This window comes from Micromonospora sp. RL09-050-HVF-A (genome assembly GCF_019374995.1).
GTDB classification, from domain to species: Bacteria; Actinomycetota; Actinomycetes; order Mycobacteriales; family Micromonosporaceae; genus Micromonospora; species Micromonospora antibiotica.
In genome coordinates this window covers 3,250,981-3,266,803 of sequence record NZ_JAGKQP010000002.1, presented here as the reverse complement: position 1 = coordinate 3,266,803, position 15,823 = coordinate 3,250,981, and the positions used below count along the sequence as shown (strand labels likewise).

Sequence of the window (15,823 nt, the reverse complement as noted above, 5' to 3'; positions counted from 1 at the left end):
TCCTTCCACCGGTGTCATGGTCACAGACGACCCCTCGGTGACGGGTTCGGTGGCCGACCCGTGTCGGGGTTGCGCCGGGGCCGTGCGCCCGGGAGGGTGGGCGGATGGCGGGGGCGCAGGAGACGCGGGACGGGGTCGGCCTGACCAACCTGGAGCAGCTGCTGCTCGCCGGTGACGAGGTGACCAAGCGGGACCTGGTCGACTACCTGGACACCGTGCACGACCGCATCCTGCCCGGCCTGCGCGACCGGCCGCTGTCGGTGGTCCGGCTGCTGCGCGGGCAGGAGCCGTTCATGCAGAAGAACCTGCCGAAATACACCCCCGACTGGGTACGCCGCACCGCGATCTGGGCCGAGACCTCCCACCGCCAGGTGTCGTACGCGCTCTGCGACGACCGGCGCACCCTGCTCTGGTTCGCCAACCAGCGGGCGATCGAGTACCACCCGGCGCTGGTCACCGCGACCCGGCCCGAGCAGCCCACCCATCTCGTGCTCGACCTCGACCCACCCGAGGGGGACGCCTTCGCGGTGGTGGCCCGGGTCGCCGGGGCGGTCCGCCGGGCGCTGGCCGACGTCGGGCTGGCCGGGGCGGTGAAGACCAGCGGCGCCAAAGGGCTGCACATCTTCGTCCCGGTGCACCCGGACACCACCGCCGAGGAGGTCGCCGCCGCCACCCGGGCGCTCGCCGTACACACCGAGCGCCTCGACCCGGAGTCCGCCACCACCGCCTTCATCCGGGAGGACCGGGGCGGTCGGGTCTTCGTCGATCCGACCCGGGCCGGCGGGGCGACCGTGGTGGCCGCGTACAGCCCCCGGCTGCGCCCCGGGCTGCCGGTGTCGTTCCCGGTGGGCTGGGACGACCTCGACACGATCAGCCCCGGGGACTTCACCGTGCGGACGGTCCCCGCGCTGCTCGGTGACCGCGACCCGTGGGCCGAGGCGATGCCCGCACCGCAGCGGCTCCCGGCCGACCTGGTCGCCGAGGGCCGCACCATCCCGGTACCCCGGGTGCAGGCCATGCACGAGGGGAAACGCCGGGCCAGAGCCCGCCGCGAAACCCCCTGACCCGCCGCCTGCCCAGGATGGGCGGTGATCGGTTCCCGTGGGTGCCTGCCCGGCCCGGCGGTGGCCGACTCTCGTGGGCGGGTATAGCGGCATCGCCGAGCCGTGACAACGGCACGAGGGCGACATTGAGTCGGTCAGCGCGGTGGCACAGACACCCGTCACGGCCGCTGACGGCCGGACCTGGCCGGAGATACGACGAAGGCCGCTGATCGGGTTTCCCCTGGTCAGCGGCCTTCGTGTGCTGGTCTTGGCTTTCTTAGCAAGTGTGCCCCCGGCAGGATTCGAACCTGCGCCCCCGCCTCCGGAGGGCGGTGCTCTATCCCCTGAGCTACGGGGGCTCAGCGACCTGAGAAGAGTAGCAAACCCCCTTCCGGATCACCGAATCGCCACCCGGCACCCCTCGGTGCTGTCCGCTGACCTGCATGATCGTGACGCCGCGGAGCCACCCCGACCGCCATTGGTGGCGGGCAGGCCGTCACCGATGGCGGCGGGTGGAGCGTCACTGCCGGTGGTGGGGCGAGCCGTCACCGTTGGTGGTGGGACGCGCCGCCGGCAGGTGAGCCGTCACCGGCGGCCGGGGCGAGCTGTTCAGGCGGCGGCCAGGGTGCGTCCGCAGCTGGGCAGCGGGTGCAGGGCGATGCGCCGGGGGAGCCGGCGGGGCCATTCGTTCCGGGGCCAGGAGCCGTCCACGATCAGGTGCACCGGGTGCTGGTCGGCACCGCTGAGCCGGAACACGAAGTCGCGGGGCAGCGGTGGGTCCACGCTGGGCGTGGTGACCATGAACCGGACCCGCCCCCGGGACGACACCGCCGAGATGACCTCGGCGGCCGGCATGGTGCCCCGCAGGCGTACCCGGCCGATCCAGTAGACCTCCGCGTCGTGTTCCTGGGCGGCCCGGGTGATGGCCGGGTACTCGCCGCGTACCCAACGTTCGACCGCGCCGACGCAGAGCCCGCAGGCCCGTTCGCGCGGCTCACGGGGGCCCAACCCCCAGGCCCGCAGGTACGCCCCGACCGTGCCGGCGTCGATCGTCAGGTCGAAGCGGCGTTGGATCAGCGCGGCGAGGCTCTGCCGCGTCCACAGCTCCTCGTCCAGCCCGAACTCGTCGGGGTGGACGCCTCGCAGTACGTCGATCAGTTCGAGTTCCTGTTCCCGGCTGAGCGCTCCCGACTCGCCCTGCCGGTGTCCGCGACGGGCGGCTGCCACCGCTCCGTCACCGCCGATGGTGTGGCGTCGGCACCAACTGGTGACCGACCGCCGCGCGTCTCTGAGTGCAACCCCCACGTCCTGCGCAACGAGCACGAATCACAACTGGTCACGATATGTGGGTAGAAAAGTCTCTTAGGTCTTCAAAGGTGCGCGGCACGCTAAAAACCCAAAACGCCCATAACTCCCTGGCGGCAGGGATGCGGCCCGGCCCGGGCCGCTGACGCTTCGGGGAAGGCCGGCAGTCCGAGGGCATGCGGGGGCCCGAGACGTGCACAGGTGCGTGGAGGTTCCAGTCGGGCGGAGGCCCCCAGGCGTGGGGAGGCCGGAGACGTGCGGAGGCCCGCGTCCGCCGGAGCGGGACGCGGGCCTCCCTGGAGGACGGGCGGGTCAGCCGCCCAGTCGCTTCAGCGCGTTCTGGAGGTTGGTCAGGTCCGTCTGCTGGGTGTTCTTCATGATCTGCGCCACCGCGAGGACGTCGTCGTCGCCACCGGCGTCGAGGATGCCCTGGATCATGTGGATGCCGCCGAGGTGGTGCTTGATCATCATCTGGAGGAAGAGGACGTCCAGCTCGCGCCCCTGGGCGACGCGCAGCTTCGCCATCTCCTCCGGGGTCGCCATGCCCGGCATCAGACCGTTTTCGATCTTGCCGGTGCCGTCCGGCATCCAGGCCATCCGGGGCTGGTCGCCGGTCGGGTCGAGCCCCCACGACCGCAGCCAGGTCTGCATGGTGCCGATCTCGCCCTGCTGGCCGGTGGCGATGTCGCCGCCGATCTGGCGAACCTCAGGGTCGGTGCCCCGGTCGAAGGCGATCAGCCCCATCTCCACCGCCTGGGCGTGGTGGGTGGTCATGTCCCGGGCGAAGCCCGCCTCCGCCGAGCTGTCACCCGGTCGGGTCAACGTCGGGGTCAGCAGGCCGCCGGCGTACCCGAGGAGGAGACCGACCACGACGGCGGCCGCCAGGGCGAGCAGGCCGTAGCGGCCGGCGGGCCGCCGGTCACCGGAACCGGTGACCGAGGGCTCGACGGGCGGTGTGTCGGTCGTCGCGGGAGCGGTCATCGCCACGTCCTCACTGGGTGGGCTGCTGCTGTTGCTGCGGGACGTTGTCGCGCGGGGCCGTGCCGGTGGCCGTGATGCCCTGGCCACAGTTGGCGTTCGGACCCTCGACCGAGGCGTTCACCCGCAGCGTCTTGATGAACTCGTCGATCCGGCTGTCGTCGGCGTTGTCGACCTTGAGCTGGTAGCCCCACGCCTGGAGGGAGATCGGCTTGTCCAGCCCCTCGAACGGGCTGAGCATGACCTTCTCCACGCCCTGCGTCTTGCTGCGGAGCTTGCTGACCTGATCGGCCGGCAGGTCGGGGCGGTAGGTGATCCAGACCGTGCCGTGCTCCAGGCTGTGCACCGCGTGCTCGTTGGCGATCGGGGCGTCGTAGACGTCACCCATGCAGTTCTGCCAGGCCGGGTTGTGCGGGCCGGCCACCGGAGGGAGGACGTCGTACTTGATCGCGCCCTGCTGGTGCTGGCCGCCCTGGACGAGCTTGGGGTCCTTGTCCCGGAAGTCGACGATGCCGTCGATGTCGGCGGCCCGCTGCTCCCACGACTTGGAACCCTGGAAGGCCGCGTACGCGCCGTAGCCGATGATCGAGACGGCGAGCACGCCCACGGCGACGAACAGGGCGATCGGGCCCCACGAGCGGCCCTGGCTCACCTTCACCGGCGTGATCGGCTTGCGGGGGCCCTTGCCGCCCGAGGTCTGCCGGGGCGCGCCCGCGGACTTGCCGCCCCCGGGCTTGGCGACGGCCGCGGGCCGGCCGGCCGCCGGCTTCTTACCGGTGCTGACCACGGTCGGACGGCGCTCAGGGCCGCCCGGGGTGCTGATGCTCATCGTGCCTCGTCAGGTCGGTCGGTCAGGGGATCTGGCGGGCCGGGTGACGCTCAGGGTCGCCGCCGAGTGCCCGAGTCTACCCCCGATAACATGGTTCGGTGACTCCCGCAGAACTGGCCGAGGTCGTCCTCTCCGCAGCCCACGCCGTATTCACCGCGCGTGGGCTCGACCCCGCCGCGCTTCCGGCGCGTACGGCGGTGGAGCGACCGCGCAACCCCGACCACGGTGACTACGCCTCCACGCTGGCCCTCCAGCTCAGCAAGAAGGTGGGCGTCCCGCCCCGGGAGCTGGCCGCCGCGCTCGCCGACCAGCTCGGCCGGGCGGCCGGGGTCAAGTCGGTGGAGATCGCCGGCCCCGGCTTCCTCAACATCCGGCTCGACGCCGCCGCCGCCGGCCAGCTCGCCCGGGTGATCGTCGAGGCCGGCGAGGAGTACGGCCGCAGCGACCGGCTCGCCGGGCAGCGGATCAACCTGGAGTTCGTCTCGGCCAACCCGACCGGCCCGGTGCACATCGGCGGGGTCCGCTGGGCGGCCGTCGGCGACGCGCTCAGCCGGCTGCTGCGGGCCACCGGTGCCGACGTCGGCACCGAGTACTACTTCAACGACGCCGGGTCGCAGATCGACAGGTTCGCCCGGTCGCTGCTGTGCGCGGCCAAGGGCGAGCCGGCCCCCGAGGACGGCTACGGCGGGGCGTACATCGCCGAGATCGCCGAGCAGGTCCGGGCGGTCCGGCCGGACGTGCTCGACCTGCCCGACGGCGAGGCCCAGGAGGTTTTCCGGGTCGAGGGCGTGACGCTGATGTTCGCCGAGATCAGGTCCTCGCTGCGCGGCTTCGGGGTGGAGTTCGACACCTACTTCAACGAGAAGGACCTGCACGACCGGGGTGAGCTGGACCTCGCCCTGGACCGGCTGCGCGCGCAGGGTCACCTCTACGAGGCCGACGGGGCGACCTGGCTGCGCACCACCGACTTCGGCGACGACAAGGACCGGGTGCTGCGCAAGTCCAACGGCGAGTGGACCTACTTCGCCGCCGACTGCGCCTACTACCTGGACAAGCGGGAACGCGGCTTCGAGCGGGTCGTGATCATGTTGGGCGCGGACCACCACGGCTATATCGGGCGGATGAAGGCGATGTCCGCCTGTTTCGGCGACGACCCGGCGGTCAACCTGGAGATCCTCATCGGCCAGCTGGTCAACCTGGTCCGCGACGGCGTCCCGCTGCGGATGAGCAAGCGCGCCGGCACGGTGGTCACCCTGGAGGACCTGGTCGACGCGATCGGGGTGGACGCGTCCCGCTACGCGCTGGCCCGCTACTCCAGCGACTCGCCGATCGACATCGACGTGGAGCTGTGGACCCGGGCCACCCGCGACAACCCGGTCTACTACGTGCAGTACGTCGCGGCCCGGACGGCGAGCGTCGGCCGTAACGCCGCCGAGGTCGGCCTGAGCCGGGGCGACGGGGCCGGGTTCCACCCCGAGCTGCTCGACCACGACAAGGAGAACGAGCTGCTCAAGGCGCTCGCCGAGTTCCCCGCCGTGGTCGCCGCCGCCGCCGAGCTGCGCGAGCCGCACCGGGTGGCCCGCTACCTGGAGGACCTCGCCGGGGCGTACCACCGGTTCTACGACAACTGCCGAATCCTGCCGCGCGGCGACGAGGAGGTCACCGACCTGCACCGGGCCCGGCTCTGGCTCAACGACGCCACCCGTACGGTGATCGCCAACGGGCTGCGCCTGCTCGGTGTCTCCGCCCCGGAGAGGATGTAGCCCTGATGCGTGCCCACGAAGCCGGTGCGATGCACGGCGACATCGGTGACCGGGGGCCGGGCTGGCTGCGTCCCCCGGCCGACGTCAACGCCCTGGTCCCGCAGCTCTGGCCGCGTCAGGTGGAGCGCGGCACGGGCGGTGCGCTGACCGTCGCGGGCCTCGACGTCCGTGAGCTGGCCGCCGAGTACGGCACCCCGGCGTACGTCCTCGACGAGGACGACCTGCGCTCGCGTGCCCGGGACTTCCGGGCCGCCTTCCCCGACGTGGACGTCTACTACGCCGGCAAGGCCTTCCTGTGCCGGGCGGTGGTCCGCATGATCGCCGAGGAGGGCCTGCACCTGGACGTCTGCTCCGGTGGCGAGCTGGCCACCGCGCTGTCGGCCGGGATGCCGGCGGAGCGGATCGGTTTCCACGGCAACAACAAGTCCGTCGCCGAGCTGACCCGGGCGCTGGACGCCGGGGTGGGGCGGATCATCCTCGACTCGTTCACCGAGATCGACCGGCTCACCGCGCTGGCCCGGGAGCGCGGGGTCCGCCCCGGCGTGCTGATCCGGGTCACCGTCGGCGTGGAGGCGCACACCCACGAGTTCATCGCCACCGCCCACGAGGACCAGAAGTTCGGTTTCTCGCTGGCCGGCGGGGCCGCCGCCGCAGCCGCCTTCACGGTCATCGACGAGGGTGTGCTGGACCTGCGCGGGCTGCACTCGCACATCGGTTCGCAGATCTTCGACACCAGCGGCTTCGAGGTGTCCGCCCGCCGGGTGCTCGCCCTCCAGGCGCAGATCCGCGACGCCCGGGGGGTGGAACTGCCCGAGCTGGACCTGGGCGGCGGCTTCGGCATCGCGTACACCACCCAGGACGACCCGGCCACCCCGGACGAGCTGGCCAAGCGGCTCCGCAAGATCGTCGACTCGGAGTGCGCGGCGGAGAACCTGACCGTCCCGCACCTGTCGATCGAGCCGGGCCGGGCCATCGTCGGGCCCGCCGTCTTCACCCTCTACGAGGTGGGCACCGTCAAGGACGTCGACGGGCTGCGGACCTACGTCAGCGTGGACGGCGGGATGAGCGACAACATCCGGACCGCCCTCTACGACGCGTCGTACTCGGCCACGCTTGCCGGCCGGGCCTCGACCGCCGAGCCGTTGCTGGCCCGCGTGGTGGGAAAGCATTGTGAGTCCGGGGACATCGTGGTGAAGGATGAATTCCTGCCCGCCGACGTGCAGCCCGGAGATCTTGTCGCCGTTCCCGGCACGGGAGCGTACTGCCGCAGCATGGCCAGCAACTACAACCATGTGCCCCGCCCCCCGGTGGTCGCGGTGCGTGACGGCCAGGCCCGGCTGATCGTGCGGCGGGAGACCGAAGAAGACCTGCTCGCTTTGGATGTGGGATGACGTCACCTGTGCGCTTGGCCCTGCTCGGCTGCGGAACGGTCGGTAGCGAGGTGGTCCGCCTGTTGCACACGCAGGCCGCCGACCTGACCGCCCGGATCGGTGCTCCGCTGGAGATCGCCGGCATCGCCGTGCGCCGGGTCGGTCGGGACCGGGGTGACCTCCCCGTCGACCCGGCGCTGTTCACCACCGACCCGCTCGGCCTGATCAAACGCGACGACGTGGACGTGGTCGTCGAGGTGGTCGGCGGTATCGAACCGGCGCGGAGCTGGCTGGTGGAGGCGCTGCGCGCCGGCAAGAGCGTGGTCACCGCCAACAAGGCGCTGCTCGCCGAGGACGGCGCGGCCCTGCACGACGCGGCGGCCGAGGGCGGGGCGGACCTCTACTACGAGGCGTCCGTCGCCGGGGCGATCCCGCTGCTGCGCCCGCTGCGCGAGTCGCTGCACGGCGACCGGATCAACCGGGTCACCGGCATCGTCAACGGCACCACCAACTTCATCCTCTCCGCGATGGACGCCACCGGCGCCGGCTTCGCCGAGGCACTGGACGAGGCGACCGAGCTGGGGTATGCCGAGGCCGACCCGACCGCCGACGTGGAGGGCTTCGACGCCGCCGCGAAGGCCGCCATCCTGGCCTCGCTCGCCTTCCACACCCGCGTCACCGCCGCCGACGTGCACCGCGAGGGCATCACCGAGGTGACCGTCGCCGACATGGCCAGCGCCAAGGCGATGGGCTGCACCATCAAACTGCTCTGCATCGCCGCCCGGGGCACCGACGCGGCCGGCCGGGAGACCGTCAGCGTCCGGGTGCACCCCGCGATGATCCCGCTGACCCACCCGCTGGCCAGCGTCGGCGACGCGTTCAACGCGGTCTTCGTCGAGGCCGAGGCGGCCGGGCAGCTGATGTTCTACGGCCGGGGAGCGGGCGGCGCACCGACCGCCAGCGCGGTCCTCGGCGACGTGGTCGCGGTGGCCCGCAACCGGCTCGCCGGGGCGTACGCGGCCAGCGAGTCCGCCTACGCCGACCTGGCGGTCCGGCCGATGGGCGAGGCGCTGACCCGCTACCACATCAGTCTCGACGTGGTCGACCGGCCGGGTGTGCTCCAGGCGGTGGCCGGGGTGTTCGCCCGGCACGACGTGTCCATCGCCACCGTCCGGCAGGGGCCGGCCGGGGGCGGTCCGGCGGGCCGTGGTGAGGACGCCGACCTGGTCATCGTCACCCACGTCGCCCCCGACGCCGCGCTCGCCGCGACGGTACGGGAGCTGCGCGGGCTGGACATCGTCCGCTCGGTGGCCAGCGTGCTGCGGGTCGAGGGCGGCGCGTGACCCGGCGTCTCGCCTGATGGTTATCGGTGGGTGTGCCGGGGACAGATCGACGAGGCTGGTCCAGGCTGGCAGGGGCCCCGGCACGACCGGGGCGGCAGAGGCGAGGAGAGCGACATGTGGCGGGGCCTGATCGAGACGTACCGGGACCGGCTGCCGGTCACCGACGCCACGCCCGTGGTCACCCTGCACGAGGGGAACACCCCGCTGCTGCCCGCGCCGGCGCTGTCCGCCCGGCTCGGCGCGGACGTCTACCTGAAGGTCGAGGGGGCCAACCCGACCGGCTCGTTCAAGGACCGGGGCATGACCGTCGCCGTCTCCAAGGCGGTCGAGGCCGGTGACAAGGCGATCATCTGCGCCTCGACCGGCAACACCAGCGCCTCCGCCGCCGCGTACGCGGCCCGGGCCGGGATCACCTGCGCGGTGCTGGTGCCACAGGGCAAGATCGCGCTGGGCAAGTTGGCCCAGGCGCTGGTGCACGGGGCCAAGCTGCTCCAGGTGCAGGGCAACTTCGACGACTGTCTCGCGCTGGCCTCGAAGCTCGCCCAGGACTTCCCGGTCGCCCTGGTCAACTCGGTGAACCCGGACCGGCTGCACGGCCAGAAGACGGCCGCCTTCGAGATCGTCGAGGCGCTCGGCGACGCCCCCGACATCCACTGCCTGCCGGTCGGCAACGCCGGCAACATCTCCGCGTACTGGATGGGCTACTCGGAGGACCTGCGGGCCGGCAACGCCACCCGCGCCCCGAAGATGTACGGCTTCCAGGCCGCCGGGGCGGCCCCGATCGTCAGCGGTCAGGTGGTGCCGGAGCCGTCGACCATCGCCACCGCCATCCGGATCGGCAACCCGGCGAGCTGGACCAAGGCGCTCGACGCCCGGGACGCCTCGCAGGGGCTGATCGCCGCCGTGACCGACCGGGAGATCCTCGCCGCCTACCGGCTGCTCGCCCGGGAGGTGGGGGTCTTCGTCGAGCTGGGCAGCGCGGCCAGCGTGGCGGGCCTGCTCCAGCAGGGGGCCGAGGGCCGGGTGCCGGCCGGGGCGACGGTGGTCTGCACGGTCACCGGCCACGGCCTGAAGGACCCGGAGTGGGCGATCTCCACCGCACCCGCTCCGATCACCATCGCCAACGACGCCCTGACCGCCGCCCGCTCGCTCGACCTGGCCTGATCCGATCCCGCCGAGGGCGGCGGTGCCGGCCACCCGCGGCGGGTGGCGGTGCCGGCCACCGTGCCGTCCCCCCGTCGCCCCGGCCGGCGGTGACCACCCCGTTACGGGTAGGGAATACCGGGTCGGGCAGACTTTCCCCACGCCCATCCCCTCTCCCAGGAGTGAGCCACGCCGATGTCGCTGCTCGCCAGATCCAGCCTCGCCAACCGGGGGCTCGTCGCCCTGATCGCAGTGGTGACCGCGGCGTTCGGGGCGTTCACCGTCCCCTCGCTCAAGCAGCAGCTGCTGCCGTCGCTGGAGTTCCCCGGCGCCTTCGTCGTCGCGGTCTACCCGGGCGCCTCGCCGGAGATCGTCGAGGCGCAGGTGACCGAGCCGATCGAGAACAGCCTCCAGAGCATCCCCGGGCTGGAGAAGGTCACCTCCACCTCGCGGGAGGGGTCGGCGACGATCGCGGTGGAGTTCGTCTTCGGCACCGACATCGACGACGTGGCCAACAAGATGCAGACCGCGCTGAGCCGGGTCGACGCGCAACTGCCCGACGACGTGGACCCGCAGGTCATCACCGGCAGCACCGACGACCTGCCGGCCGTGGTGCTGGCCGCCACCGGCGGCGGCGACGAGCAGGCGCTCGCCGCCAAGCTGCGCGACACGGTGGTGCCCGAGTTGGAGGGCATCGACGGGGTCCGTACGGTCGCCGTCACCGGCACCCGCGACCAGGTCGTGACGATCGTCCCGGACCCGGCGAAGTTCGCCGCCGCGAAGCTGAACCCGACCGCCATCGCCACCGCGCTCAAGACCAACGGCATCGCCGTCCCGGCCGGTGCGGTCGTCGACGGCACCACCGCGCTGCCGGTGCAGGTGGGGGCCCCGGTCACCACCCTCGACGAGTTGCGGGGCATCGCGCTCACCCCGACCGCGCCGAAGGCCGCCCCGGTCCGCCTCGGTGACGTGGCGACCGTCGAGCAGCAGCTCGCCCCGGCCACCGCGATCACCCGTACCAACGGCAAGGAGAGCATCGGCGTCCAGGTCACGGCCGCGCAGGACGGCAACGCCGTACGGATCTCGCACGACATCCGGGACCGGCTGGACGACCTGCGGTCCGCCTCCGGCGCCGAGTTGACCATCGTGTTCGACCAGGCCCCGTTCGTGGAGAAGTCGATCGAGAGCCTGACCACGGAGGGGCTGCTCGGCCTGCTGATGGCGGTCGTGGTGATCCTGGTCTTCCTGCTGTCGGTCCGGTCCACCCTGGTCACCGCGGTCTCCATCCCGCTGTCGGTGGTGGTGGCGCTGCTCGCCCTCTGGGTCGGTGACTACTCGCTCAACCTGCTCACCCTGGGCGCGCTGACGATCGCGGTCGGGCGGGTGGTCGACGACTCGATCGTGGTGTTGGAGAACATCAAACGCCATCTGGAGTACGGCGAACCGAAACGGGACGCGATCGTCGCCGCCGTCCGTGAGGTGGCCGGGGCGGTCACCGCGTCGACGCTCACCACGGTCGCGGTGTTCGCGCCGATCGCCCTGGTGGGTGGCTTCGTCGGGCAGCTCTTCGCGCCGTTCGCGATCACCGTGACGGTGGCCCTGCTCGCCTCGCTGCTGGTGTCGCTGACGGTGATCCCGGTGCTGGCGTACTGGTTCCTCAAGCCGCCGCGCGACGGTGCGGACGAGGCGGTACGCCGCGCCGCGGAGGCCAAGGAGCTGCGTAGCCCGTTGCAACGGGCGTACCTGCCGGTGATCGGGTTCGCCACCCGGTCCCGCGGGACCCGGTGGATCACCGTGGCGGTGGGCATCCTGCTGCTGTTCGGCACCTTCGGGCTGGCCCAGAAGTTGGAGACCAACTTCCTCGACGACTCAGGCCAGGACACCCTGAACATCAGCCAGAAGCTGCCGGCCGGCTCGGGGCTGGCCGCCACCGACCAGGCGGCCCGCCTGGTGGAGGGCGTGCTGGCGCGTACCGACGGGGTCGAGACCTACCAGGTGAGCGCGGGCGGCAACGACCAGCCGTGGCTGGCGGGTGGGGGCAACAACACCGCCCGCTGGTCGGTGGCGCTCGGCGGCGACACCGACGCCAAGGAGATGAAGCAGGTCCTGCGCCGGGAGTTCGACGGGCTCGGTGCCGCAGCCGGCGAGCTGAGCTTCGACAACGGGCAGGGGGGCACCTCGGGCAACGAGTTGGAGGTGGTCGTCCAGGCCGCCGACACCGACACCCTGAACCGGGCCGCCGACCAGGTCCGGGGCGCCATGGCGGGCATCTCGGGGGTCGAGGACGTCGCCACCAGCCTGGCCGACCGGGTGCCCCGGGTCGACGTCAGGGTCGACCGGTTGGCCGCGGCCCGGGTGGGGCTGAGCGAGGCGGCGGTCGGGCAGTTGGTGTCGCAGGCGTACCGGGGCAGTCCGCTGGGCCGGGTGACGCTCGACGGCGGCCAGCAGGACGTGGTGCTGCGGACCACGGCCACCCCGCCGTTGACCGAGGAGCAGTTGCGGGCACTGCCGGTGGGCCCGGTGAAGTTGGACGACATCGCCGACGTCACCCGGGGCGAGGGGCCGCAGCAGGTCACCCGGATCGACGGTGAGCGCAGCGTGTCGGTGACCGGCACGGCCACCGGCTCCAACCTCGGTGCGACCACGACCGAGCTGAAGCAGCGGCTGGACGAGCTGGACGTGCCGGGGCGACGATCACCGTGGGCGGGGCCAGCGCCCAGCAGGAGGACGCCTTCGGTGACCTGGGCCTGGCCGTGCTGGCGGCGATCGCGATCGTCTTCCTGATCATGGTGGCGACGTTCCGGAGCATCGTCCAGGCGCTGATCCTGCTGATCTCCATCCCGTTCGCGGCGACCGGTGCGATCGGCCTGCTGCTGGTCACCGGGACCCCGCTGGGCGTGCCGGCGCTGATCGGCGTGCTCATGCTGGTCGGCATCGTGGTGACCAACGCGATCGTGCTGCTGGACCTGGTCAACCAGTACCGGGGGCAGGGGATGAGCGTCAGCGAGGCGGTGGTCGAGGGCGGCCGACGCCGGTTGCGGCCGATCCTGATGACTGCGGTGGCCACCATCTTCGCGTTGCTGCCGATGGCGTTCGGGCTCACCGGGGAGGGCGGCTTCATCTCCCAGCCGCTCGCCGTGGTGGTGATCGGTGGCCTGCTCAGCTCCACCCTGCTCACCCTGGTGCTGGTGCCGACCTTCTACACGATGGTGGAGCGCACCAAGGAGTCGCTGCGGGAGCGGCGGGCCGGCCGGCGGGGGCGCACCTCCGACGAGGGTGGACCCGCCGGGACGCCCGCCGAGCCGGACGCCGAGGTGTCGGCGCCGGTGGGTGCCCCGGCAGCCGAGGCCGCCGCCGAAGCGCCGGCCCGGCCGACCCCGTCGGCGGCCCTGGTGGACGGCACCGACCAGTTCGAGGTGCTGCGGCTGCCGAAGAGCCGCCGGTCGCCGCTGCCACCGACCGAGTAGCCCCGTCCACCGCATCGCGACCGTCAGCCGGGTCGCGGCGCGGTGGACACGCCACGACGCACCAGCGCGCCGGGTCAGACCCGGCACGACCGTCGCCCCACCACGCGCCCCCGGCCCGGGACCACCGGCCGGGGCGCGTCGTGTCGGGCCCGGGACAGCGCGCCGACCTGGGGGTACGGTCACCCTGTGGTCACCTACCTTCGGTCATCGTCCATCCACCGTCGGTGATGGCGCGGGACGGGGGTGAGACGACCGGCCCGGGCGGCGGGCGGTGGGGCCGACGGCGGGTGCTGGGCGGCGGGGCGCTGCTGGCCGGGGCATCACGCTGGGCGCCGTCGGCATGTCGCAGGGGGCGTCGCTCGCCGACCGGCACCTGCCGCTCTCCGGCGGCCCGGCCAGCGCCACCGTCGGCAACCGACGCCAGGACGTCGGTGCGGGCGGGCTCCAGGTGGTGTGGCACGCCCCCACCACCGAACGGCTGGTGGCCCTCACCTTCGACGACGGGCCCCTGCCGCGGTGGACGCCGACCGTGCTGGACACCCTGGAGCGGCACGCGGTGCCGGCGACCTTCTTCCTGGTCGGCGCGCGGGTCCGCCGGCACGCCGACCTGATCCGGGGGCGGCTGGCCCGGCACGAGGTGGGCAACCACAGCTGGCGGCACCGGGACCTGGCGAGGCTGGCCGCCGCCGAGGTGCACGACGACCTGCGCCGGTCGCACGAGGCCATCGCCGAGGCCGCCGGGGTGGCACCCCGGTTGACCCGCCCGCCGTACGGGCACCTGGGCGGCGGGGTGCTGCACGCCGCCGTACGCCTGGACTACCGGGTCGTGCTCTGGTCGTTGCAGATGGTGGAGGGTGAGTTCCCGGACGACCCGGCCGGACACGCCCGGCGGATCGTGGCGGACGTCGTGCCGGGCACGATCCTGCTGGCCCACGACGCGGGTCCGGAGAACCGGCAGGTGGCGGTGCGGGGCCTGGACGCGATGATCACCGGTCTGCGGGCCCGGGGCTACACCTTCGTCACGGTCTCCCAGTTGCTGAGCCGAACGAGCGGGCCGCGAGCCGGCGGGTAGGGTGCGGGCACGTGTCCTCTCCGCTCTCCGTACTCGTCCGCAACCGGGACTTCCGCAACCTCTTCCTGGCCGAGCTGGTGGTCTTCGGCGCCGACTGGTTCGTCATGGTGCCGCTGCTGGTGCTGCTGCCGCAGTTGACCGGCAGCGGCGTGTGGGGCGCCCTGGTGCTGGCCCTGGACACCGGGGTGCTGGCGCTGCTGCTGCCGTACACCGGGACCATCGCCGACCGGTTCGACCGCCGCAAGGTCATGATGGCCGCGAACGGCGTGACCCTGCTCGGCGTGCTGCTGTTGCTCGGGGTGCGTGACGCCGGCACGGCCTGGCTGGCCATGGTGGCGATCGCGGCGGTGGCGGTCGGCAAGGCGTTCTACTCGCCCGCCGCGCAGGCCGCCCTGCCCAACGTCGTCGACCCGGCCGACCTGGCTGCCGGCAACGCCATCGCCGGGTCCGCCTGGGGGACGATGACGGTGGTCGGCGCGTCCCTCGGTGGCGTGTTGAGCGCGGTGGTCGGGCCGTACGCCTGCTTCTGGGTGGGGGCGGTCGGCCTGGTGCTGGCGGCGGGCCTGGCGGCGCTGATCCGCCGGCCGTTGCAGGCGCCCCGGGAGGCCGACCGGTCGACGCCGCGCACCTGGGTGGCGATCCGCGAGGCGCTGGGTCACATCCGGCACCGGCCCCGGGTGCTGGCGCTGGTCACGGTGAAGTCGGCGGTGGGCCTGGGCAACGGTGTGCTGACGGTCTTTCCGCTGCTGGCCGCCGTCTACGGGGTGGGGCCGGTCGGCACCGGGCTGCTCTTCGCCGCGCGCGGGGCGGGGGCGCTGGTCGGGCCGATCCTGATGAGCCGGGTGCTGACCAACCGGGCCTGGCTGTTGCCCGGCCTGGCCCTGTCGATGTCGCTGTACGGGTTGGCCTACCTGGGTGCGGCGGTGGCGAGCTGGTTCCCGTTGGTGCTGCTGCTGGTCTTCGTGGCCCACTTCGGTGGCGGCAGCAACTGGGTGCTGTCGAACTTCGCCCTCCAGGGCGAGGTGCCCGACCGGCTGCGCGGCCGGGTGTTCGCCACCGACATGATGCTGGCGACCCTGGCGATCTCGGTCAGTCAGCTGGTGGTGGCCGGCGTGGTCGACCTGGTGGACGAGCGGGTGGTGCTGGCCGGCTGCGGCCTGGTCACCGTCGTGTACGCGGTGGGTTGGCGGATCGCCACCCGCCGGCTCTCGCTCACCGACCCGGCCGCCGGCCCGGACCCGCTGACCGCCCGCTGACCCTCGGGCGGCTCAGTCGACCCGGTCGCCCTGTGGCGGTGCGGCCGGCGGCCGGTCGCTCCCGCCCCAGGGGGCGGCCGGGCCCGGCACCACGGGGCCGGGGCCCGGGTGGCCGGAGGCCGAGTGGCCGTGGCCCGGGTGGCCGGTGCCCGGGTGGCCGGCGGCGAAGCCGGACGGTTGGCCGGCGGCGGATCCGGCCGGGGCGTCCAGGCGCCCCACGGTTGGCCGGGGGCGTGGCTCGCGGCGCGGCCGGC

10 protein-coding genes, 1 tRNA gene and 1 pseudogene are annotated in these 15,823 nt (G+C 73.0%); 8 read left to right on the top strand and 4 right to left on the bottom strand.

Annotated features, from left to right (window positions below):
* Nucleotides 1–104 precede the first annotated feature (104 nt).
* On the top strand, nt 105–1,064 hold the full coding sequence (gene ligD / locus J7462_RS14085; RefSeq protein WP_219464459.1) for a non-homologous end-joining DNA ligase: 960 nt from the start codon (nt 105–107) through the stop codon (nt 1,062–1,064).
* A gap of 266 nt (nt 1,065–1,330) precedes the next feature.
* Here ligD and J7462_RS14080 read toward each other — a convergent pair.
* From J7462_RS14080 to J7462_RS14065, 4 genes are all read right to left on the bottom strand, one after another.
* Nucleotides 1,331–1,402 (bottom strand) — tRNA-Arg (locus tag J7462_RS14080).
* A gap of 250 nt (nt 1,403–1,652) precedes the next feature.
* The gene (locus J7462_RS14075; protein ID WP_219470329.1) at nt 1,653–2,348 is read right to left on the bottom strand and encodes a winged helix-turn-helix domain-containing protein; all 696 of its coding nucleotides are present in this window, start codon (nt 2,346–2,348) and stop codon (nt 1,653–1,655) included.
* A gap of 312 nt (nt 2,349–2,660) precedes the next feature.
* On the bottom strand, nt 2,661–3,329 hold the full coding sequence (locus J7462_RS14070; RefSeq protein ID WP_208568385.1) for a DUF305 domain-containing protein: 669 nt from the start codon (nt 3,327–3,329) through the stop codon (nt 2,661–2,663).
* A gap of 10 nt (nt 3,330–3,339) precedes the next feature.
* Nucleotides 3,340–4,155: a DUF3105 domain-containing protein gene (locus tag J7462_RS14065; RefSeq protein ID WP_208568386.1), complete on the bottom strand. Its 816-nt coding sequence runs from the start codon at nt 4,153–4,155 to the stop codon at nt 3,340–3,342.
* Between the two features lie 98 nt (nt 4,156–4,253).
* Between J7462_RS14065 and argS the strand changes: the two genes are divergently transcribed.
* From argS to J7462_RS14030, 7 genes and pseudogenes are all read left to right on the top strand, one after another.
* A complete protein-coding gene (argS, locus tag J7462_RS14060; protein WP_219464457.1) occupies nt 4,254–5,918 on the top strand; it encodes an arginine--tRNA ligase in 1,665 nt (554 codons plus the stop codon).
* Between the two features lie 5 nt (nt 5,919–5,923).
* A complete protein-coding gene (lysA, locus tag J7462_RS14055; RefSeq protein WP_219464456.1) occupies nt 5,924–7,309 on the top strand; it encodes a diaminopimelate decarboxylase in 1,386 nt (461 codons plus the stop codon).
* An 8-nt stretch (nt 7,310–7,317) separates the two neighbouring features.
* Nucleotides 7,318–8,631, top strand: coding sequence for a homoserine dehydrogenase (locus J7462_RS14050; RefSeq protein WP_219470327.1), 1,314 nt, complete (start codon nt 7,318–7,320; stop codon nt 8,629–8,631).
* Between the two features lie 114 nt (nt 8,632–8,745).
* Nucleotides 8,746–9,795, top strand: coding sequence for a threonine synthase (thrC, locus tag J7462_RS14045; RefSeq protein ID WP_219464454.1), 1,050 nt, complete (start codon nt 8,746–8,748; stop codon nt 9,793–9,795).
* Between the two features lie 174 nt (nt 9,796–9,969).
* Nucleotides 9,970–13,241 (top strand): annotated as a pseudogene (locus J7462_RS14040) (efflux RND transporter permease subunit).
* A 340-nt stretch (nt 13,242–13,581) separates the two neighbouring features.
* Entirely contained in the window at nt 13,582–14,313 is a 732-nt protein-coding gene (locus tag J7462_RS14035) for a polysaccharide deacetylase family protein (protein ID WP_219464453.1), read from the top strand.
* 11 nt (nt 14,314–14,324) lie between these two features.
* The gene (locus J7462_RS14030) at nt 14,325–15,569 is read left to right on the top strand and encodes an MFS transporter (RefSeq protein ID WP_219464452.1); all 1,245 of its coding nucleotides are present in this window, start codon (nt 14,325–14,327) and stop codon (nt 15,567–15,569) included.
* The last annotated feature ends 254 nt before the right edge of the window (nt 15,570–15,823 follow it).